Consider the following 21,435-nt stretch of genomic DNA (forward strand, 5'->3'; position numbering starts at 1 on the left):
GCGGGTCGCACGATGTCAAAAACAGGTGGTAACGCTCAGGTCTTGAAGGCGGGACTTCGGGAAGTCTTCTATAAGACATAAGACGGCGTTTCACATTATGCACCAGTATTTTACTGTGCGCCATGGGTTTTAAATTTTAGGCTGCCGGCTGGAGCACGTGGATTTCGAGGCGAGCCCAAGCATATGCAGCAAACGACAAAACCCGCCAGGACCGAAGTCGGGCGGGTCTTGCTCTGCACAGAACTGCCTGCGCGGCCTAGGCCGCACGCACCTCGCTAATTAAGCGGACAGTGCCTTCAGGGCAGCAGCCAGGCGGCTCTTGTGGCGGGCTGCCTTGTTCTTGTGGATGATCTTCTTGTCAGCGATGCTGTCGATGGTCGACACGGACTGCTGGAAGATGGTGGTCGCAGCGGCCTTGTCGCCAGCCTGGATGGCCTTGCGAACTGCCTTGATTGCGGTACGCAGGGTCGAACGCTGCGACGAGTTGTGTGCGTTTTGCTTAACTGCTTGACGAGCGCGTTTGCGCGCTTGTGCGGTATTTGCCATGAAATTTCCTAAATCGGGGTCAAGTTGCGTTTGCAAACATTCGCGAGTGAAACTGGCGCCTACGGTGCCTGCCCAACGATTCGTGTCTGCTAACAGAATTCAGTACAGCCCACGATTATAGCGAACGAAAGCACTTAGGGCAATTCATAATTCAATAATTGTCGCCTGAGAGCACGTGCGGCGGCAATACGGGACTATTGCCCAAGTATAATCCCGGGCCATGAACCTGCTCCGTACCCTCGCCGCTATTTCCAGCATGACCATGGTGTCCCGCGTCACCGGTCTGCTGCGCGACAGCCTGTTTGCCGCCACCTTCGGCGCCTCGAATTTCACCGACGCCTTCAACATCGCCTTCCGCCTGCCCAACCTGCTGCGCCGGCTGTTCGCGGAAGGCGCGTTCTCGCAGGCCTTCGTGCCGATCCTGACCGAGTACAAGACCAAGCATGGCCAGGAGGCCACGAAAACCCTGGTCGACCACGTGGCTACCGTGCTGGTCTGGGCGACGGTGCTGACCAGCATCGTCGGCATCCTCGCCGCGCCGGTGCTGATCTACCTGATCGGCGGCGGCCTGCAGCGCGAACCGGCAGCCTTCGACGCCGCCGTGCTCATGACGCGCATGATGTTCCCCTACATCGCCTGCATGGCCTTCGTGGCCCTGGCCAGCGGCGTGCTCAATACCTGGCGCCACTTCAAGATCCCGGCCATCACGCCGGTGCTGCTGAACATCTCCTTCATCGTCTCGGCGCTGGTGCTGGCCGACTGGTTCGAGCAACCGATCTATGCGATGGCGGTGGGCGTGTGCGTGGGCGGCCTGGCCCAGGTGGCGATCCAGATTCCTTCGCTGGTGAAGCTCGGCATGCTGCCGCGCCTCTCGCTCAATCCCATGACCGGACTGCGCGACAGCGGCGTGCGCCGCATGCTCGGCAAGATGGGGCCGGCCGTGTTCGCGGTGTCGGCGGCCCAGATCAGCCTCCTGATCAACACCACCATCGCCGCCAGCCTGGCCGCGGGCGCGGTGACGGCCCTGCAATACGCCGACCGCCTGATGGAATTCCCCACCGCCCTGCTGGGCGTGGCCCTGGGCACCATCCTGCTGCCCAGCCTGGCCAAAGCGAACACCGAAGGCGACACCCAGGAATACTCCTCGCTGCTGGACTGGGGCCTGCGCCTGACCTTCCTGCTGGCCGTCCCCTCTTCGGTGGGCATGGCGACGCTGGCGGTGCCGATGATCGCCACCCTGTTCCACTACGGCGTGTTCACCGCCCAGGACGTGGCCCACTCCTCGCTGCCGCTGATGGCCTACAGCGCGGGCCTGCTCGGCTTCATCCTGGTCAAGACCCTGGCGCCTGCCTTCTATGCGCGCCAGGAAGTGCGTACCCCGGTCAAGATCGCGGTCGGCGTGATGGTGGCGACCCAGCTCCTCAACCTCGTGTTCGTGCCGTTGTTCGGCGTGGCCGGCCTGGCGCTGTCGATCGGCGTGGGCGCCTGCATCAACGCGGCCTTCCTGTACACCGGTCTGCGCCGGCGCCACATCTACGTGCCGCAGCCGGGCTGGGGCAAGTTCTTCCTCAAGCTCCTGGTCGCGGTGAGCGTGATGGGCGCCGTGTCCTGGTTCGGCCAGGCGCAGTTCGACTGGATCGCGCTGCGCGCCACGCCGCTGCTGCGCGCCGGCGCGCTGGCGGCGATCATCGCGGTCGCGGCTTGCGCCTACTTCGCGGTGCTGCTGGCGCTGGGCTTCCGCCCGCGCGACTTCAAGCGCCGCGCCAAGTAGACACAAGCGCCCCCTAGCGCCCGGAGTCCGTGGACGGGGGCGGCGGCTCCCGGGGACCGTCCTTGTCCTTGTCCTTGTCTTGTTCCCGGTCGTCGTCGGCAGGCGGCTCCGGCGCTTCCTCGCGCGGCGCCTCGGGCTCCGGCTCGTTGCGCGGGGGCGGAGCCACCTCGCGCATCGGCGCCTGCGCCTCCACCGGTGCGACGACCGGCCCGGCCGGCTGCTCCGGCGGCGGCGCCATCGTGATCGGCGGCTCCGCGGAGGCGCCCGGCACGGCGCGAGGCCGCGGGGCGGCGCCCTGCCCGAGCGCCATGAACTTCCAGTCCGCATGGTGCTCACGGTTCTCGAAATTGGGGAAGCGCTCGTCGAAGCCGGCGAGCTTGAGCGGCTTCGCTTGCGACAGGCTGTACACCCCCAGGATGCGGCCGCCCTGGGCCGCCGACACGATCCCCCACTCGGGCCGTCCGGTGATGGGGTCGACGAATATCTTGCGCAGGTGCCGGCGCGGGGTCGGGAAGCGGGTATCGCGCAGCAGCTCCTGCAGCGTCAGGGGCTGGGTCGGTTGGCCGCGCGGGGTGGCGTCGGCATAGCTCTTGAGCGCGGCGCTGAACTGGGCGCCGGTCTCCAGCAGTTCGGTTTCCAGCTGGGCGCGCTGCAGCAGCGCGCCGACCTTCAGCGTGGCGGCGCCGACCAGGCCGACGATGAAGACGAGGATGATCAGGCCGAGGTAGGTGAAGCCGGCCTGGCGTCGGGCACGCATGCTACCACTCCGCGTAGGGCTTGCCCTTGCGGCCGTTGCCCGGCGCGCCGCTCTTGATGTTGCCGACCTCGCCCTGTTCTTCTTCCAGCGGCGGCTCCACGATCCAGGTCTCGCGGCTCTCGGTGATCGGGTCCATCGGCAGCTCGCGCAGGTACTTCTTCTCCACCAGTTGCTCGAGCGAATCCGGATAGCGCCCGGTGTCGGCCTTGTACTGGTCGATGATCGCGCGCGTATTGCGCAGGTTCTCCTCGAGGATGGTTTCGCGGGTAGCGTCGATGCTCGGGAAGAAGCGCGGCACCGCCAGCGTCAATAGCAGGGCCACGATGCCCAGCACCACCAGCAGTTCGATCAGGGTGAAGGCGCGCAGGCGAGTGAGCTTGGACATCGGGTTCACCACTTGTTGTAGGGGATGCCGTTCAATCCCGGCTTCTCGGACATGGAATACACGTCGTAGACGTCGTCGCCCTCCCTGGGCTCGTCCGGTTCGCTGGCATAGCTGCGCTTGCCCCAGGTCTCGGCGTCCGAGGAACCAGGATTGGCATGGAAAGGATCGCGCGGCAGCCGGCGCATGAAATAGACCTGCGCCTGCTTCGGACTCTTCTGGTCGCGCACGCCCTCGACCAGCATCTCCAGGCGTGGCGGGTAACCGGTGGCGCCCGCCGCCTTGGCCACGCGGCCTTCGTCGCTCGCCTTCTTGTAGGCATCGATACCGGCGCGGATCTCGCGCAAGGCGCGGCGCAGCTCGGCTTCATCGCGGCGCTGCGCCGTCACCTGGGCCACCGGCACTGCGAGCGTTCCCAGCAGGGCCAGGATCGCCAGCGTGACCAGGAGCTCGATGAGCGTGAAGCCGCGTGTGGACATCAGCGTTGCGTGGCCGGGTTCGCGGGTGGCGGCGGCGCGACCGGGACCACCTGCAGGTTGGTGGCGGGGCTCGATGGCGGCTGGCCGGATTGCGGCGAGCCGGTCTGCGGCGTCACGGGCAGTTGCGACGGCGGTACGGATATCGGACGGTCCGGCGATCCGGCGGCCGGGGCGCCGACCGGCGCCGTGCCCTGCGCCGTGCCTGCCGCACGCGCGGCAGCGGCCGCGGCGGCGCCGGCACTGACCGGCAATTGTACCGGCGCGCGCGCGGTGCTGTCCGGACGGCGGCGGAAGCTGGCCTCGGTGCCGGCGCCGAACTCGGAGCTGGCCGCCGCCGGACGCTGCACCGTGCGCACCAGGCGTGGGGTGATCGACAGCACGATCTCGGTGCGGTCGCTGGTGTCGCGCGTGCTGCCGAACAGGCGGCCGACGATCGGCAGGTCGCCGATGCCCGGCAGCTTGCTGCCGCTGGAGCGGTCTTCGTTGCTGATCAGGCCGGCCAGCACCTGGTTCTCGCCGTCCTTGAGCTGCAGGAAGGTGGTCGCCGAGCGGGTGCCGATCCGGTAGGCCACGGTGCCGGAACGGGTCGTGACCGAGTCGCCCAGGGTGCTGACCTCGAGCGAGATGCGGATGCCGACCTCGTTGTTCAGGTAGATGGTCGGCTCCACGTTCAGGGTCAGGCCGACGTCGATGTAGTTCACCGATTCGGAAGCGAAGCCGCCCACGCCGGACGAGATCGTGGTCGAGATGTTCGGAATCTTGTCGCCGATGACGACCTTGGCCTTTTCCTTGTTGCGCACGCGGATGCGCGGGTTGGCCAGGATATTGGAGTCGCCGTCGGTCTTGTTGGCGTTGACGGTGGCGCTCAGGTCGCTGATGACGCCGACGTTGCCGCGGTTCAGGCCGCGCAGCTGGTCGATGCTGACCGGGCCGTCGATCGACGCCAGGGGCGCGAAGGACACCGAGCCCGGCCAGGAGATGCCGAGGTCGACCAGGCGGCTGCGCTTGATCTCCAGCACCTCGACTTCCAGCATGACTTCCGGCTCGGGCACGTCCTGCAGCGCCACCAGCTGGGTCGCCACGCGCACCGCTTCCGGGCTGTCGCGCAGGATCACCAGGTTGAGCTTCTCGTCCACCACCACGTCGCGCGACTTCAGGATGGTCTTGAAGGTGTTGGCGATGTTCTTGGCGTCGGCATTGGCCAGGAAGAAGGTCTTGACCGTCATCTCCTGGTATTCCTTCAGCTTGGCCGCCACGTTCGGGTAGATCAGGATGGTGTTGCCGTCCATGACCTGGCGCTCGAGCTGGTTGGTCATCAGGAGGTAGTAGACCGCCGCCTCGACCGTGCTGTTCTTCAGGAAGATCGAGCTGCGCTGGTCGGCCTTGACGTCCTTGTCGAACACGAAGTTCAGGCCCGCGTGGCGCGAGATGACCTCGAAGATCTGCTTCAGCGGCGCGTCGCGGAACTCCAGGCTGATCGGCTTGCGAAAGGACGCCGCCAGCGCCGCCTCGGCGGCAGGGCTTGCCGCCGCCTTCTCGTCCACGTCCAGCATCAGGAGGCGCGCCGGCTCGTGCGCCGGGCGCTCGGTCAGGATCGCGGCCAGCTTCTGGCGCGCGGCATCGAGTTCCCCCTTGTCGAAGGCGGCGCGCGCCTCCTGCAGCATGGCGGCGTGGCGGCGGTCGACCTCGACCTGGCGCAGTCCGGCTCTGGCGCGCTCGTTGGCCGGGTCGAAGGCCAGCACCCGGCGGTAATCCTGCAGCGCCGCTTCCGTCTGGCTGTTGGCGAGCGCGCTTTCCGCCTGGCCGATCAGGCGGTTGGCCGCCGTGTCGCGCGCGCGCAGGTAGGCGCTGCGGTACTGGGGATTGCCGGGGTCGGCGGCGACCGCCTCCTGGTATTTCGCCAGCCCGGCCGCCACCTGGTCCTGCGCCACCAGCGCATTGCCTTCCTGGTAGGCGCGCTGGCCGGCGCAGCCGCCGATGAGAGCCGCCGCAAGGGCCATACCCAGCACATGTGCCTGGAAACGAAGCATCAGTCGAACACTCCAATATTAAGCTGCTGAACCTGGTTCAGCGGCAGGTAAGTCAGGGTCAGCACCGGCGGCTTGATCGCGTCGACCCGGTACATGCCGTCGATGACCGTGTTCTCGCGCACGAGATGGGTGCGCTCGCCCCGGGCGAGGTAGATCTCCCAGACGCCGTCCTGCAGCGACTTGCCGATGAAGGTGAAGGGCAGCGGCGGCGCGCTCGGCGGCGGAGGCGGCGGCGCGGGCGCCGGCGGCGGCGGCGGCGGAGTCCAGTCCTGGCGCGCGAACACGCCATTCTCGCCCCCGTTGAAGCGATCGTCGCTGTCGCCGATCAGCACTTCGCGCGGGAGCAGGCGCAGGATGGCAACGTTCTTGTCCTTGTCCGAGGCGGGCCGGGTTTCCGTGGCCGGCGCGGCCGCCGGCGCCTGCGCCCGCTCGACCGGCTCGGCCACCACGTCCTCGGGGGTGTTGTCGCCGAAGACCACCAGGAGTGCGGCCGCCACCAGGGCCACGGCCATCGCGATATGGCGCGGCTTCATCGCGGCGCTCCCGAGGTGGCGGACAGGTGCAGCGTCAGGCGCAGGCGCGCCTCCACAAGCTCGCTGCCGATCGCGTCGCGCCGGAACGCCACGTCGTCGAGCGAGGCGTGCGGCAGCGCGCGCAGCGCGTCGAAGGCAAACTGCCAGATGGCGCCGTAGCGGCCCGTCACGGGCAGCGTGATCTGGTAGGTGAGGAAGCGCCCTGCCCGGTCCTGGCTGCTGCGGTATTCGCCCTGGCGCAGGGCCAGGCCGTTCTTCTCGGCCAGCCCGAACAGGGTCTTGAGCTGGCGCTCGACCTTGCCGCGCTCGCCCAGCGAGGCATAGAAATGCGCGAGGTTCTGGTCCGCGCTCGGCGGGGGCGGCGCGACGGCACCGGGCATGGGTGGCGGCAAGGCGGCCTGACGGCGCGCTTCGGTATATTGCTCCTCGAGGTCGAACTGGGCCCGCAGCATCAGGAGGAAGGCGACCATGAGCGCCAGCGCCAGCGCGACGGCGCCGGCCACGACAGGATTCACGCGGCGCAGCGCCAGCACCAGGCGCAGCCACAGCGCGGACAGATTCATGTCTTTCATTGGCCGCCCCCGCTTGTGCCCCATTGAGCGCTGATCTGGAAGCGCAGCGGCCGGTTCGGCTCCTGCTCGGCGATCTCGTGACGCACCAGGGCGCTCGATGCGAACCAGCCCTGCTCTTCCATCCTCGCCACGTAGGCCAGCATGTCGTCACTGTTCTTCGCCTCGGCCGTGATGCGTAGCGTACGGCGCTTGGCGTCCGGTTCCAGCGCCAGCAGGGCGACGTTGCCCGGCGTGGCGGCGCGCACGGCCTCGACCAGGTCGCGCCACGGCAGGTTGAGCTGCATGACGGCGTCGTTGACGGCCTGGGCCTGCGCATCGGACACGGTGAAGGTCGGCTGCGCGGCCACCGGCAGCGGGCGCACGGCCTGCGAACGCGCCGCGATGGCAGCCTGCAATGCTTCCAGCCCTTCGCGCTCTTCCTGGTACTGGCGCAGCTGCGATACCAGCACGAAGCACAGGATGGCGGTGGGGAGCAGGAAACCGGCGAAACGCGGCGGGACGCGGAACAGGGCGCGCCGCAGGCTGCGCGGCGCGAAATCGATATTGGTGCGCTTCATGATGCCATCCCGGTGCGCGCCAGGCGCACGTGCAGCGGCCAGTCGGCGCTGTCGTCTTCCAGCAGGGTGCAGGCGAATTTCAGGCGGCCCGCCGCGCTGGCCCAGCCTGCCGGGGCAGCCCCGCACAGCTGGATGCGCTCCGGCCGCCCTACCCCGACCCGCAATGCTTCGCGCGCAACGTGGGCTTCCAGCCAGTCGCGGTCGGCGCCTTGCGGGATCACTGCGGTGCGCACCGCCGCCAGGGAACTGCTTTCGTAGGCGGCGATCGACAGCACGCCGCCATGCACCAGGCCGAACCAGGCGCCCGGACGGCGCTCGCGGCGCCAGGCGTTCATGGCGGCCACGAATTGCGGCGCCACCTCGACCAGGTGGAGGCGGTGTTCACGCGCGAGCAGCTCCAGCAGCGCCAGCAGCGCCTCCGGCGCGGCGGCAGCCAGGAAGGGACGCGCCGCATCCCAGTCGGCGCTGATGCGCCACTCGAGCGGCGGCGCGCCGAACAGGTGCTGGTGGCGCAGGGCCGCGGCGGCCTGCAGGTCGGCCAGGCGGGTCGCGCCTGGCGGCGGCGGCACCTGCCACAGGCGCACCAGGTCGTCGGCCAGCACCACGGTCAGCGGCCAGCCGCGCGGATCGCATTCACCCAGCAGCGCACGCAGGCCCTTGCCAAGCGCATCCGGGGCGCCGGCTTCGACCGCCTGCAGGGCCAGCACCTCGGCGCCCGCGCGCGGCCAGCCGCCCACGCGCAGCAGCGCCAGGCCGTCGGCGGCCACCCCCAGGCGCAGGGACTGTCCAAACTTTCTACGCATGGAGGGTCACCCGCTTGATCTCGTCGATGGTGGTGGCGCCGCGCTTGACCAGGTCGAGCGCGGCCAGGCGCAGGCTGCGGGTGCCGTTGGCGTGGGCCGCGGCCTTGATGCGGCGAATCGGCTGCTTGTCGACGATCAGTTCGCGGATCTCGTCGTTCAGGGTCAGGATCTCGGCGATCGAACGGCGCCCGCGGTAGCCGGTGCCGCGACAGTCGCCGCAGCCCTTGCCGCGCATGAACAGGTAATCCTGGGCGTCCTCGCGCGCCAGGTGCACCGAGGCGAGCTCGGCCTCGTCGGGTTCGTAGCGCACCGCGCAGTGCGGGCAGTTCATGCGGATCAGGCGCTGGGCCCAGATGCCGTTCAGGGCCGACACGAAGGCGTAAGGATCGATGCCCATGTGGGTAAAACGGCCGAACACGTCGAACACATTGTTGGCGTGGACAGTCGTGAGCACCAGGTGGCCGGTCAGCGCCGACTGCACCGCGATCTCGGCGGTCTCGCGGTCGCGGATCTCGCCGACCATGATCTTGTCCGGGTCGTGGCGCAGGATCGAGCGCAGGCCTTTCGCGAAGGTCAGGCCCTTCTTTTCGTTGACCGGGATCTGCAGGATGCCCGGCAGCTGGTACTCGACCGGGTCTTCGATGGTGATGATCTTTTCGCGGCCGTTGTGGATCTCGGTGAGCGCCGCGTACAGGGTCGTGGTCTTGCCCGAGCCGGTCGGCCCGGTCACCAGCAGCATGCCGTAGGCTTCCTGGGCCAGGGTGCGCAGGGTCGCCAGCGAGGGCGCGTCGAAGCCCAGCGCCTCCAGCGTGAGCGCGCCATAGGACTCGATCATGGCGCGCTTGTCGAGGATACGGATCACCGCGTCCTCCCCGTGGATGCTGGGCATGATCGACACCCGCAAGTCGATGTCGCGTCCGCCGGATTCGACCCGGAAGCTGCCGTCCTGCGGGATGCGGCGTTCGGCGATGTCGAGTTCGGCCAGCACCTTCAGGCGCGAGATGATGTGCTCGGCCAGCTCGATGCCGCCGACCGTGGCCGCATGGTCGAGCACCCCGTCCACACGGTACTTCACCGCCAGTCCCCCGGCCGTGCTCTCGAGGTGGATGTCGGAGGCGCCGGCTTTCAGGGCGTCGTACAGGGTCGAATTGACCAGCTTGACGGCCGGGCTGCCGCTTTCCGATACCGAGGCAAACGAGAGCACCTGGTTGACCTTGCCGTCGCGCCGCCCTTCCCCGTCGGCGCCCACCAGGCTGTCCACCGCGCGCGCCGATTCCTCCTGCTTGGACAGGTAGGCCTGGATGTCGGACTGCAGCGCCAGGCACAGGTCGAGCGGGTTCCTGGCGGTGGCGCGCGCCTGCGCGCCCAGCCAGGTCTGCAGGTCGAGGTCGAAGGGATCGGACAATACGCCGGTCAGGTGGCCGGACGCATCGCGCAGCAGCACGCAATGGCGCGACATGGCGCCAGCCAGCGGCAGCAGGTCGAATGCGGGAGCCTGCGCCAGCATGGCGGCGGTTTCCATTACCGGCAGGCCGAACGGGGCCGCCAGCTCGCGGATGATCCGGCGCGGCTCCAGGCCGCTCAGACCTTCGAGTTCGGCCACCAGGCCGCGGCGCGACTGCGCTGCCTGCGCCCGGGCGCGCGCCAGCAGCGCCGGATCGAGGGGGGCATGGGTCACGGCATCGTCTTTCATCCCATGTCTCCAGCCAGGTCGAAGATCGGCATGTAGAGCAGCACCACGATGGCGCCTACCACCAGGCCGATGGCCGCCATCAGCAGCGGCTCGAAGGTGCGGGTGAAGCGGTCGATCCAGCGCGTGATCTCGCCGTCATAGAAGGCGGCCGACTGGGTCAGCATCGGCCCCATGTCGCCGGTGCGCTCGCCGACGCGCAGCATGCGCAGCGAAATCGGCGTGGTCAAGCCGTTGGCTTCGAAGGCAGTCGACAGCGGCTGCCCCGATTCGACCGCGACGCGCGCATGCAGCAGGCCTTTGCGCACGGTGCCGGACACCATCGGCTGCACGGTCTCGATGGCGCCGACGATGGTGATGCCGCCTTCGGTGAGCATGCCGAGCGTCAGGTACAGGCGCGACAGTTCATAGATGCGGGCACGCTCGCCGATGCCCGGCAGGCGCACCAGCAGGCGGTTGATGCCGCCGCTGCGCAGCAAATGGCGCACCCCGGCCACCGCGCCGACGATGGCCAGCAGGGCGGCTACCCCGATGGCGCCGCCGTGCTTCGATGCGAACTGGCCCCAGTCGAGCAGCAGCTGCGACATCCAGGGCAGCGAGCGCCCCGCGCCCTGGTAGACCTCGGCAAACTTCGGCACGACGTAGCCGATCAGGAAGGCGCTCACCCCGCCGCCCACCAGCAGCAGGATCACCGGATAGATCGAGGCGCTGACGATCTTGCTGCGCACGGTATCGATGCGCTGCTGGTAATCGATGTAGCGCGACAGCGCGCGCGGCAGGTCGCTGGTGCCCTCGGCGGCGCGCACGATGCCGACATACAGCGGCGGGAACAGGTCGGGCTGGCTTGCCAGCACGCTGGAGAAGCGCTTGCCTTCGCGCAGTCCTCCCAGCAGGCGTTCGAACACGCTGCGCGCGCCCGGGCTGGCCTCTTTCTCGAGCAGTGCTTCCAGGCCTTCGACGATGCCCAGGCCCGCGTTGAGCAGGGCCAGCAGTTCCTGGCTGAACAGGACGATGGACAGCTTGCCGCCCTGCCTGCGTCCCTTGCCGGAGAACAGCGCAGAGAACGGCGAACTACGCGCCGGCTCGACCGCGCTGACGAACAAGCCGCGCGCCTCGACCTGGCGGCGGGCATCGAGGGCGTCGGCGGCATCCACGACGACGCTGGAGATCGACATGTCGGGCGCAAGGGTACGAACGGCAAACTGCATGGAGGCTGCCCTGCTTGGTACTTGGACGAGAGACCGAAAACGGTTTACTGCGAGGAGATGTCGGCGTTATCGCCGGCGCCGCCCGGCTGGCCGTCCTTGCCGAGCGAGAGGATCTCGTAGTCGGCCTTGCTGCCCGGCGCACGGTACTGGTAGGCGCGGCCCCATGGGTCCTGCGGCACGCCCTTCTTCAGGTAGGGACCGTTCCACTTCGCGCCGGCGCTCGGCGGCGCCACCATCAGCGCGTTCAGGCCCTCTTCGGTGCTGGGATAGCGGCCGACATCGAGGCGATAGGTGTCGAGCGACTTGTCGAAGGCGTCGATCTGGGCCTTGGCCACCGTGACCTCTGACTTGCCGAGCTGCGAGAAGTACTTGGGGCCGACATAGGCGGCAAGCAGGCCGATGATGACGATCACCACCAGGAGTTCGAGCAGCGTGAAACCATGGGCGCGCCGGCCCTTGATCTGGAAATCTTTCATTGCTGCATACATCTGACTGACTCCTCGATTGCCCCATCAATAAGACCTTGCGCGCCGATCGCACCGTGCGCGACGGTGCTGCGTAGTTGCCGCCTGCGTGTCACGACGCGCTGCGCCGAGCAGGCTACCACGTGCCCATCAGTTGAGACAACTTTTCTTTCATGGTCGTCAAGCCTGATGCCAGACAGGGCATGCACATGCAGAAAGCTCTGCCATAAAACAAAAAACCACGCTAGTGACGCACGCAAGGGCTGTCGCAATTTTCTTACATGTTCGCAATCTGTTTCACATCTAACCTTATTAGGAGAAACAGAATTTACTTCCGTAAAGTTGCTCAACTAAAAAATTTTCCACGTTAAAATTTTTTACTTTCTTGTTGTTTCCGTTGATATATTTCATGACAACCCGCAACGGAAAATGTGGGCAATCTATGTTCAATTAACAACTAGCCAGCAACAACGGCGCAGCATTTCGGCATTACCACATAACCCTAACGATAAAGGTAACTCGACTGATGAAACGCGATATCCGATCCACCGCGCCCTCCCTCCCCATCGCCCTGAAAAAACTGCTGTGCGCATCCGCCATCGGCGCACTCGGCGCATTCGCTCCCGCGCACGCCGGCGTGATCACGTTCGAGGACGTGAAGAACATCGTGTCGGACCAGCTGAATCCGGGCGACACCGCCTACAACACGGGCGACGCCTTCATGATCGACAACTACCGCCTGGAGGTCAGCAACAGCGCCACTGCGGAGCCTGACGAATGGGGCGGCGTGGGCGCGCTGATCGATTCGGAGAACGTTTTCGCCTGCCTGATCACCTCCTGCCCAGTCGGCGCCGACGGCAATTACTACGCCGGCCTCAACGATGGACGGGTGAGCATCTACAACACCACCGGCACGCAGACCTTCAGGTTCCAGGGCCTGGACTTCGGCTTCGTCGCCCCGGTCGGCGGCCTGCCCAACTTCAGCTATGGCCGGCTGATCCTGAGCGGCACCATCGCTGCAGGCGGTTCGATCGTCACCGGCGCCGATTTCGCCGGCCAGAACAGCGCCGGCCGTTTCGTGTTCGACCGCTTCGACGTCGATGCCGCGTTCCGCTCGGCGGTGCTGAGCAGCCTGACCATCAGCGCCTGCCTGTTCGACGGTAACGGCGACTGCATCAGCGAGCGCGCCTTCACCCAGAACCAGGCCCAGTTCGGCATCGACAACATGCGCCTGGCCGACGTTCCGGAACCGGGTTCGATCGCCCTGCTGCTGCTCGGCATGGCCGGCCTGACCGCCACCTCGCGCCGCCGCGCCAAATAATCCGCGCCTCCGACAAGAACAAGGAACAAGAATGAAACTGCGTCCAGTATCCCTCGCCGTCCTCGCGTTGCTGTCGAGCGTGGCAATGCAGGCATCCGCCGATGAGGTGCGCCGCTCCTATATCGTCCAGCTGGCCGACAAGCCGGTCGCCACCTACACCGGCGAGATCGCCGGCCTGCCGGCCACCAAGCCGGCCGCCGGCCAGCAGCTCAATGTCAACGCCGGCGACGTCCAGGCCTACATCAGCTACCTCGACCAAAAGCAGAACACCGTGCTGGCGAACGTCAACCAGGCCAATGTCACCCACAAGTACAACGTGGTCTTCAACGGCTTTGCGGCCCTGATGACCGACGATGAAGTCCGGGCCCTGAAGCGCGACCCGGCCGTCGCCGCCATCACCGCCGACGAAGAACGCACCCTCGACACCAACTTCACCCCGACCTTCCTGGGCCTGGACAAGGCGCAAGGCCTGTGGAACCAGCAGCAGGGCGGCGTGGGCAAGGCCGGCGACGGCGTCGTCATCGGCATCGTCGACGGCGGCATCTGGCCGGAGCATCCTTCGTTCGCCGACCGCGTCGACGCCAACGGCAACCCGACCTTCGACGCTTCCGGCGAACTGGCCTTCGGCGCCGCCCCGAGCAGCTGGAAAGGCACTTGCCAGACCGGCGAAGGCTTCAGTGCATCGCACTGCAACAACAAGCTGATCGGCGCACGCTACTTCAACACCACCTTCAAGGCGAGCGGCCGGGTCCAGCACTGGTCCGACTTCACCTCGCCGCGCGACTCGGTGGACGGGCCATCCGGCCACGGCGGCCACGGCACCCACACCGCCACCACCGCGGGCGGCAACCACGGCGCCCCGGTCACGCTGAACGGCGTGGCGATGGGCCGCGCCAGCGGCATGGCGCCGGCCGCCCGCATCGCGGCCTACAAAGTCTGCTGGACCTTCATCGACCCCACCAACCCGGACGGCAGCGGCACCCGCAACTCCTGCTACAACTCGGACAGCGTCGCGGCGATCGACCAGGCCGTCAAGGATGGCGTCAACGTCATCAACTACTCGATCAGCGGCTCGCAGACCAGCGTCACCGACCCGGTCGAACTGGCCTTCTTCGGCGCCTCCAACGCCAACGTGTTCGTCGCCGCCTCGGCCGGCAACAGCGGCCCGGCCAACGCCGTGGCCCACCTGAGCCCGTGGGTGACCACGGTCGCCGCCTCGACCCACAACCGCCTGAACGGCGCCACCGCCACCACCGGCGCCAACATCAAGTACCTGGGCGCGTCGCTCAACACGACCGCGCTGCCGGCCACCCCGGCGATCTCGGCGCGCGATGCCGGCGTGGTGCCGTATGCCAGCCTGAACGCCGCCGACAAGGAAGCGCGCCGCCTGTGCTACTCCGCAACCGACCGCACCACCTATGGCGGCAGCGCCGCCGCAGCGCTCGACGCCAGCCTGGTCGCGGGCAAGGTCGTCCTGTGCGAACGCGGCAACAGCGCCCGTATCGACAAGAGCAAGGTGGTGGGTGAACTCGGCGGCGCCGGCATGGTGCTGATCGATACCGCCAACGCCCTCGTGTCCGAAGTGCATTCGGTGCCGGCAGTCCACATCAGCCTGGCCGACGGCACCGCGCTGCGCAGCTACGTGCAGGCCAACAGCGGCGCCACCGTCGCGATCTCGGCCTGGAGCCCGCAGGTCGGTACCACCCCGGCCCCGGTCATGGCCAGCTTCTCGTCGCGCGGCCCGAACCAGGGTTACACCAGCATCCTCAAGCCGGACCTGACGGCCCCCGGCGTCGACGTGATCGCCGGCGTCACCCCGGTCAAGTCCCAGTCCGAACGCGACGCGATCGCCAACGGCAGCGAAGTGCCGAACGTCGCCTGGGCGTCCTACCAGGGCACCTCGATGTCGAGCCCGCACGTGGCCGGCCTGGCGGCGCTGCTCAAGCAGCTGCACCCGGACTGGTCGCCAGCGGCCATCAAGTCGGCGCTGATGACCACCGCCGCCGCGACCTTCCCCGACGGCCGCGCCGGAGCAGCCAACGGCCAGCTGCCATGGGGCCAGGGCGCCGGCCACGTGGTGCCGAACATGGCCACCGATCCGGGCCTGGTGTACGACTCGGGCGTGACCGACCATGTGCGTTTCGGCTGCGGCATCGGCGGCATGTTCACCGCTGCCACCTGCAGCTCGTTCGGCAGCATCCCGGCGTACAACCTGAACCTGCCCTCGCTGACCGCGGGCAGCGTGCTGGGCAAGATCACGCTGACCCGTACCGTCACCAACGTGTCGGACAAGTCCTCGACCTACAACGCCACCGCATCGCTGCCGGGCTTCACCGTGTCGGTGGTGCCGGCATCGCTGACGCTGGCGCCGGGCGCCAAGGGCACGTTCAGCGTCAACCTGACTCGCACCACTGCGGCGATGAACGCGTACAGCTTCGGCGCGCTGGAATGGCGTGACGGCGTCCACGTGGTGCGCAGCCCGCTGACCGCCCGTCCGCAGGCCTTCACCAACCCGCCAGTGCTGCACAGCGAACAGGTGACCGGCAACCAGGTCTTCACCATCGGCAGCGGCTTCACCGGCAAGCTGACCTCGCTCAAGGGCGGCCTGAAGCCGGCGACCCTGGCGGAGCAGTCGGTCGGCCGCACCCTGGCGGCAGACGGCGGCGTGGCCGAGTGCAAGGCCGGCGGTTCGGCAGGCGTGACGGCAACCAGCGTCACGATCCCGGCCGGCACCATGGTGGCCCGCTTCTCGCTGCGCGACATCGACACCAGCGGCTTCAAGGCCGGCGGTTCGGATGACCTCGACCTGATGGTCTACAACTCGGCGAACACCGAAGTCGGCTACAGCGGCACTGCCACCTCGAACGAGATGGTGACGCTGATGGCGCCGGCGGCCGGCACCTACCGTGTCTGCGTGGCAGGCTACGCACCGCGCGGCGGCAGCGCCACCTACACCCTGGCATCGTGGGTGGTCGGCAGCGCCGACACCGGCGGCAACCTGAAGGTCACCCTGCCAAGCAGCGTGTTCGTGGGCGGCACCTCGTCGGCAGTGGCAAGCTGGTCCGACCTGACCCCGGGCACCCGCTACCTCGGCGCGATCCGCTACCTGGACGGCAGCACCACGCTCGGCACCTCGCTGCTGGAAGTGGATGCAAGCAACCCGATCCCGACCCCGGCCCCGGCTGCCAAGCAGGTCAGGGAAGAAGGCTCGGCGCTGGTCGCCGCGGCCGACTGAGTTGGCAAGGGCCGGCTCCTGGCCCGCGCAAATGAAAACACCCTGCAAGTTCCGGCTTGCAGGGTGTTTTTTTTCGGGTCGCCGTCTCCGCGCCTAGCGCGCCAGCGCCTCTCCGGTGCCCAGCTGGCAGCGCCCGGCCTGGCAGACCGCGCCTGGATCGGGCATGAACTGGCAAGTGGACATCATGCCGGATGCCTTGTTGGCTGCCCTGCGCTCGGCCTGGTAACGCTCGGCCAGGCTACGCAACTGGGCTTCGGATCCCTTCGCGGTCGAATACGCCAGGTAGGCCTCCGGCCCGCCGCAGGCACGCGCGCCGAGCGGGAGCGTACGGCACTGGGCGCTGTCGCTGCAGGCGGCGTCGCCGACCAGTGCGCGCAGGCTGCCGAGGGTATCCGACGGGGCCGTGGCCGATGGTGCATTCGGGGAAGGCGCCCGTTGACGCAGCGGGTCCTGGGCCTGGGTGGTGCAGGCGGCGCAGCCGAGCAGGAAGACAAGGATGAGTTTTCGCATAGGTCCATCTTCCCTTCTTGCCAACATGTGGTCAAGCGAATCCCGTATGCATGGCTGGGCTTGCCAGGACAACAGCAACACCGAGGCCCTGTCGTTGTACGGTCACACCTAACCGTTGCCGCAGGACATCAATTTCCTCTGGGAATTCTTTATTTCCTTAAAAACAGATGCGCCAACTGCGCCCAACGCACGGCAACGTCGCGTATTTCTGTTTCTAAATCTTAATATTTTCTGTTCACTAACGAAAATAATTGAGCACTGGAAAAATTTACTCACTACAATAGAACTCGTTACAGACGAGCTTGCTCAACAGACCGACCATGAACATCTCCCTCCGTACTATCGCCGCCATCGCCCTGACCACCCTCCTGACCGCCTGCGGCGCAGGCCAGCAGGAGACCCAGACCTCGATGACGCTCGGCTCGGCAGTCCAAAGCGACTTGGGTGTCGCCGCAACCGCCACCGCGACAGCCTCCTCCGCTGCCGTGTCGACCGGCCCGGCCGTCGCCGCCGCCGCCGGCCCGAACAACCCGGCCCCGGACTGCGCCGCCGAAGGCTGCCGCAGCCTGCGCATCATCGACGGCAATGCCGAAGCCTACCGCATCGATGCGATGCGCCGCGCCGCTGCCGAAGGCAACGGTCCTGCCCAGTCCTGATCTTTCCTGCTCCATCGCGGTGCTCCTGCGCCGCTGCCCTTCCCCTTCTACAAATAAAAACACCTGCCCGCAGGCAGGTGCTTTGACACGCAGGAACAGATCAGCGGCGCGATTGTAGGCGGCGCATGCTGCCGATCAGGACCAGGCCGGTCAGGACCAGCGCCCAGTCCGACGGTTCCGGCACGTCGTTGACGATCTGTACCGACGCCAGTTCGGCACCGACGAATGTCACGCCGCCGCCCGGTGTGACGGTGAACGTCAACGCAGTATCGCCCCAGGTCAGCGGGTTCAGGTTTTCGTCCAGCAGCCCGATGCCGAAGTCCGAGGCCAGCCCGGCGGCGGCGATGTCGAACTGCAGGTCGAAGCTGAAGCTGTCGCCGAAGGTCACGGCCTGGCTGACCAGCGCCAGCGTATCGCCGGCCACCAGGGTAAAGCCCCCGGCGCGACTGCCGTTGGCGCGCTCGCTGCCCTGGCCGCTGCCGTCGTCCGGCTCGAAGTACGGGTCGACCGTGGTGTCGAAGTCGCCCTGGAACCCGGTAACGCGCGCGACCGAACTGCCGGCGCCGACCAGGCCGCCGAAACTCAGGTCGAGGAATCCGCTCTGCCCAGCCCACCCGGTATTGAGCGTGACGCGGTAGATCGGACCCGCCAGTGCGGCCGGGGCCGCTGCCAGGATGGAGAGCACCAGCACGGCGCGCAGGAAGAAATTCTTGAAGTTCATGGTGTGATTCCCGATGAAGTGATTAGAACGTGCCCGAGAACAGCTTCGGCGTGTAGCCGATCGCTTTCTTGGCGGGATTGCTGAATGTCGTGGTCAGCGTCACGCTGGCGCCCGGCGCAAGCGCATCCGGCAGCGTCACATAGGGCGCGCCATTGAACGAGCCATCCGCAGCGTCGAGGCTCACCCCGTCGGTCAGGCCCTGCAGCACGAACTGCAGGGGCCCGGCCAGCGGAGTGGACCCGGTATTGGTGAAGGTGATCTTGCCGGTGTACTTCAGGGTGGCGCGGTTCATCGTCAGGCCGCTCTGCGCCACCTTGACCGAGGCGCTCACGTCGGTGAAGCTGGGGGTCAGGTTCAGGCTGACCACCACCGGGTCATGGTCCGACGCGCGGTAGGCGTTCTTGACGTACGGATCCACGGCGTTGTCCCCCAGGTTGTAGTCGATTGCTTCCGGCTCGTCGGCATTGTTGTGCCACTCGGCCACGTCGGCCACCTGCGGGTCGAGCGAGGTGCTGGCCAGTGCATGGTCGAGGTAGCCGCTGAGGCCACCGAAGATGTACGAATAGGCGATGCCTTTCGGGCGCACGAAGCGTTCGATCTGGTTGACCAGGCCGTTCGAGGTCAGGTAGGTGATCGGGTTTTCGAAACCGTACGAGTTCAGGTCGCCCATCACCAGCACGTCGGGGTCGCCGGAAGCGGCAAGCACTTGCGGGATGAAGTAGCTGACCAGGCGCTGCGCCTGCTCGATGCGGGTCTTGTTCCAGCAACCCTGGCCGTCGCCGCTGTCGATGTCGCCCGGCTGGGCGCCGCCGCAACCGCCCTTCGACTTCAGGTGGTTGACGATCATCGAGAACTTCGCGCCATTGGCGGCCTTGAAGGTCTGGGCCATCGGCGGGCGGTTGTTGACGTCGTGGCCGTCCGACAGCGCGCCGCCGACCAGCGAGACCGCCGCCGGCTTGTAGATCATCGCCACGCGGATGGCGTCGGTCCCTAGGGCGGCCGGCTTGGGCACCACCGCATAGGTCGGCTTGCCATAGGCTGCGTTGAGCTGGTCGACCAGGTAGCCGACTGCGACGTCGCCGTTGTTCTGGATCTCGTTGAGGCCCACGACATCGGCGTCGATCGCTTTCAGCGAGGCGACGATCTTGTCGCGCTGGCGCTCGAACTCGGCCATGTTGTCGGCGCCGCGGCAATTGCTGGCGCGGGTAGTCGTGCCGACCGTGCAGCCCTTCCCGGTGCCGCCCCAGGCATCGCCGCCGTTGGTGAAGGTGGTGAAGAAGTTCAGCACGTTGGCATTCGTCACCTTGACGTTGCCGGCTGCGAGCACCGGAGCTTCGGTGCGCGGATTGGTACGCGAGAACACCGGTGCTTCGGTCGGCTGCACCTTGAACGCCGCGCCGCCGCCGCCAATGGCGCCGAAATCGAGCACGCCGGTCAGGTCGCTGACGGTGTCGCCGGCGCGCACGGTGCCGTCGGCGAACAGGTAGGGAACCTGGGCCGGGGTGGTGAAGATGCCGTCGTCGAGCACGATCATGTTGCGTGCATTCGCCGCTTCCAGCGCGATCGCATCGCTCGAGCCCGGTACGTAGCGATTGGTCGGCAGTTCGCGGCGGCCATTGGACAGCGTCAGTTCGCCGCGTTCGCCGAGGTAGGCGGTCTGGTTGACGGTGAGGCCGCCCACGAAGCGCACCAGCATGCCTTCGTAACGTGCGAGGTCGCTGTTGGGGAGCTCGATGTTGGTGGGCGCCACGCTGCCGCCGGCACCGACGCGGGTCACGGAAGTAACGTTGCTCAGTTCGGTGTACGAGCGGGTCGCGCCGCTTGGCGTGTATTCGAGGACGGTGCCGGTCACGCGCACCAGGTCGCCAACGGCGGCGGCAGTGGTGGCGCCGAACACGAACAGGCCGTCGGATGTCTCCGGGTTGCCGTCGCCGCCGGCGTCCTGGATGAAGAAGCCGCCGCCTGGAAGTTTGTGGGTGATCACGCCGCTCGTGGTCTGGACCGTGTTCCGGTACTGGCTGGTCGCGCCGCTGCCCTGGATCTGCGGGATCGTCAGCGTGCCGCTCACGCTCACGCTCACGGTGCAGCTGGCTTCCTGCGCGTCGTTATTGGTGAACTTGACGGCGACCTGGTGGATGCCGCTGGCGACCGAGGCATCGGCCACCAGGCTGACGCTGGCGCTCGCGCCATTCGCGCCGGCCGCACTGAAGTTGACCAGCGAGATACCGGCGACGGCGCCCGAACTGATGCTGGCGGCGTTGACGATGCTGTCGGCGTCGCTCGCGCTCAGGGCGGCACTGAAGGCAGTTCCCTGCTGGCCGGTGACGCTGGCAGGGCAACTGGTCACGATCGGCTTCGGCTGCGGCGTCGGATCCGGATCGCCGCCCCCAGGGCAGACATTGCGATCCGACGTGGTCCGGCGCGGACCGGTGACCGCCTTGGCCTCGAAGTCGGCAGCGTTCTGGTCGGTATCGGTACAGCCGAGTGCCCGGCGCTGGATGGAGTTGGTGGTCGATGGCGCCGGTGCGGCCGCGGCGCCTTCGTATCGGCTGGCCGTTCCAAACCCGACCAGGTCGACCAGCTTGCCGCCGCCGTCGGCGACGCCCAACAGGGTGGTGGACTCGGCCAGCGCGATCTTGCCGGTGGTTCCGGACATGTTGATCGAGTTGGTGCTGTGGTCCACGTCACCGATCGAGGCGCCCACCGTGCCGCCGGAAGCGGCGCCGACCAGGAAGTACTGGCCTGGTTCCAGCACTACGTTCGGCAATGCGGTAAACGACGCCCAGTTGCTGCTGGCGCCGGCAGCCTGGTATTGCAGGCTCAAGCCACCGAGGCTGACCGCCTTGCCGCTCCGGTTGAACAGTTCAATGAAATCGCGGTTCCAGGCGGCGTTGGCATTGCCGCCTGCGCCGTACACCTGGCTGATCACGACAGGGCTGGGCGCGGCGAAGGCAGGAGTAGCGAGGCCGGCGAGTAGCGCGGCCAGCACGGTGAGTCGCCCGGGTAGGCAAATCGGTGCAACATGCATTTTCATGAAAAGTCCTGGTCGAGTTGAACGTGGATAACGTTAGCAAAATGAAATTTATCATTAGCAAAATTGATAGTAAATCGACACGGTGACAAATTCATGACAGACAAGCGCGAGCAAACCTGCCCTTTTATTTACGGGCGGAAAGAGAAGCTGGTACTGCCGTGTATGT

Annotated in this window: 19 protein-coding genes; 4 read left to right on the forward strand and 15 right to left on the reverse strand. The window is 67.1% G+C overall.

Annotated elements, in window-relative coordinates; all coding sequences use genetic code 11:
• Window positions 1-279: 279 nt before the first annotated feature.
• Window positions 280-546 (reverse strand): 30S ribosomal protein S20, encoded by a 267-nt coding sequence (gene rpsT, locus YWC_RS0107015; RefSeq protein ID WP_027864728.1) that lies wholly within the window; start codon window positions 544-546, stop codon window positions 280-282.
• 220 nt (window positions 547-766) lie between these two features.
• Here rpsT and murJ point away from each other — a divergent pair, with 220 nt between their 5' ends.
• Window positions 767-2,317 (forward strand): murein biosynthesis integral membrane protein MurJ, encoded by a 1,551-nt coding sequence (gene murJ / locus YWC_RS0107020; RefSeq protein WP_027864729.1) that lies wholly within the window; start codon window positions 767-769, stop codon window positions 2,315-2,317.
• A 13-nt stretch (window positions 2,318-2,330) separates the two neighbouring features.
• Here the strand turns inward: murJ and YWC_RS0107025 are convergent, their stop codons facing one another.
• From YWC_RS0107025 to gspG, 11 genes are read right to left on the reverse strand one after another with little or no spacing between them, the layout of a single operon-like run.
• Entirely contained in the window at window positions 2,331-3,074 is a 744-nt protein-coding gene (locus YWC_RS0107025) for a type II secretion system protein (RefSeq protein WP_027864730.1), read from the reverse strand.
• A gap of 1 nt (window position 3,075) precedes the next feature.
• On the reverse strand, window positions 3,076-3,459 hold the full coding sequence (locus YWC_RS0107030; RefSeq protein WP_036213609.1) for a type II secretion system protein: 384 nt from the start codon (window positions 3,457-3,459) through the stop codon (window positions 3,076-3,078).
• Window positions 3,460-3,464: 5 nt separating this feature from the next.
• On the reverse strand, window positions 3,465-3,935 hold the full coding sequence (locus YWC_RS0107035) for a type II secretion system protein (protein ID WP_027864732.1): 471 nt from the start codon (window positions 3,933-3,935) through the stop codon (window positions 3,465-3,467).
• Window positions 3,935-5,965: a secretin GspD/PilQ domain-containing protein gene (locus YWC_RS0107040; protein WP_027864733.1), complete on the reverse strand. Its 2,031-nt coding sequence runs from the start codon at window positions 5,963-5,965 to the stop codon at window positions 3,935-3,937. Before YWC_RS0107040 ends, YWC_RS0107035 begins: the two co-directional genes overlap by 1 nt.
• Entirely contained in the window at window positions 5,965-6,498 is a 534-nt protein-coding gene (locus YWC_RS0107045) for a hypothetical protein (RefSeq protein WP_027864734.1), read from the reverse strand. The genes YWC_RS0107040 and YWC_RS0107045 overlap by 1 nt, the downstream gene beginning before the upstream one ends.
• Window positions 6,495-7,070, reverse strand: a complete 576-nt coding sequence (locus tag YWC_RS0107050; protein WP_027864735.1) for a hypothetical protein — start codon at window positions 7,068-7,070, stop codon at window positions 6,495-6,497. The genes YWC_RS0107045 and YWC_RS0107050 overlap by 4 nt, the downstream gene beginning before the upstream one ends.
• Window positions 7,067-7,627, reverse strand: a complete 561-nt coding sequence (locus tag YWC_RS0107055; protein ID WP_027864736.1) for a PilN domain-containing protein — start codon at window positions 7,625-7,627, stop codon at window positions 7,067-7,069. The genes YWC_RS0107050 and YWC_RS0107055 overlap by 4 nt, the downstream gene beginning before the upstream one ends.
• The gene (locus YWC_RS0107060) at window positions 7,624-8,430 is read right to left on the reverse strand and encodes a hypothetical protein (protein ID WP_027864737.1); all 807 of its coding nucleotides are present in this window, start codon (window positions 8,428-8,430) and stop codon (window positions 7,624-7,626) included. Before YWC_RS0107060 ends, YWC_RS0107055 begins: the two co-directional genes overlap by 4 nt.
• The gene (locus tag YWC_RS0107065; protein ID WP_027864738.1) at window positions 8,423-10,123 is read right to left on the reverse strand and encodes a GspE/PulE family protein; all 1,701 of its coding nucleotides are present in this window, start codon (window positions 10,121-10,123) and stop codon (window positions 8,423-8,425) included. Before YWC_RS0107065 ends, YWC_RS0107060 begins: the two co-directional genes overlap by 8 nt.
• Window positions 10,120-11,328, reverse strand: coding sequence for a type II secretion system F family protein (locus YWC_RS0107070; protein WP_027864739.1), 1,209 nt, complete (start codon window positions 11,326-11,328; stop codon window positions 10,120-10,122). The genes YWC_RS0107065 and YWC_RS0107070 overlap by 4 nt, the downstream gene beginning before the upstream one ends.
• Before the next feature lie 44 nt (window positions 11,329-11,372).
• Entirely contained in the window at window positions 11,373-11,804 is a 432-nt protein-coding gene (gene gspG / locus YWC_RS0107075) for a type II secretion system major pseudopilin GspG (protein WP_229413033.1), read from the reverse strand.
• A 514-nt stretch (window positions 11,805-12,318) separates the two neighbouring features.
• On the opposite strand from gspG, the gene YWC_RS0107080 reads away from it, so the two are divergent.
• Together YWC_RS0107080 and YWC_RS28610 are read left to right on the forward strand one after the other, a co-directional pair.
• Window positions 12,319-13,113, forward strand: coding sequence for an NF038120 family PEP-CTERM protein (locus tag YWC_RS0107080; RefSeq protein WP_027864741.1), 795 nt, complete (start codon window positions 12,319-12,321; stop codon window positions 13,111-13,113).
• A gap of 31 nt (window positions 13,114-13,144) precedes the next feature.
• Window positions 13,145-16,348, forward strand: coding sequence for a S8 family serine peptidase (locus YWC_RS28610; RefSeq protein ID WP_036213509.1), 3,204 nt, complete (start codon window positions 13,145-13,147; stop codon window positions 16,346-16,348).
• A 93-nt stretch (window positions 16,349-16,441) separates the two neighbouring features.
• Here YWC_RS28610 and YWC_RS0107090 read toward each other — a convergent pair whose 3' ends face one another.
• Entirely contained in the window at window positions 16,442-16,858 is a 417-nt protein-coding gene (locus tag YWC_RS0107090; RefSeq protein ID WP_036213511.1) for a hypothetical protein, read from the reverse strand.
• A 320-nt stretch (window positions 16,859-17,178) separates the two neighbouring features.
• Between YWC_RS0107090 and YWC_RS0107095 the strand changes: the two genes are divergently transcribed.
• The gene (locus tag YWC_RS0107095; protein WP_027864743.1) at window positions 17,179-17,514 is read left to right on the forward strand and encodes a hypothetical protein; all 336 of its coding nucleotides are present in this window, start codon (window positions 17,179-17,181) and stop codon (window positions 17,512-17,514) included.
• 100 nt (window positions 17,515-17,614) lie between these two features.
• Here the strand turns inward: YWC_RS0107095 and YWC_RS0107100 are convergent, their stop codons facing one another.
• Together YWC_RS0107100 and YWC_RS0107105 are read right to left on the reverse strand one after the other, a co-directional pair.
• Window positions 17,615-18,235: an NF038129 family PEP-CTERM protein gene (locus YWC_RS0107100; protein WP_027864744.1), complete on the reverse strand. Its 621-nt coding sequence runs from the start codon at window positions 18,233-18,235 to the stop codon at window positions 17,615-17,617.
• 22 nt (window positions 18,236-18,257) lie between these two features.
• A complete protein-coding gene (locus YWC_RS0107105) occupies window positions 18,258-21,269 on the reverse strand; it encodes an ExeM/NucH family extracellular endonuclease (RefSeq protein ID WP_027864745.1) in 3,012 nt (1,003 codons plus the stop codon).
• Window positions 21,270-21,435 lie beyond the last annotated feature (166 nt).

Source organism: Massilia alkalitolerans DSM 17462, assembly GCF_000427785.1.
Lineage (GTDB): Bacteria > Pseudomonadota > Gammaproteobacteria > Burkholderiales > Burkholderiaceae_D > Telluria > Telluria alkalitolerans.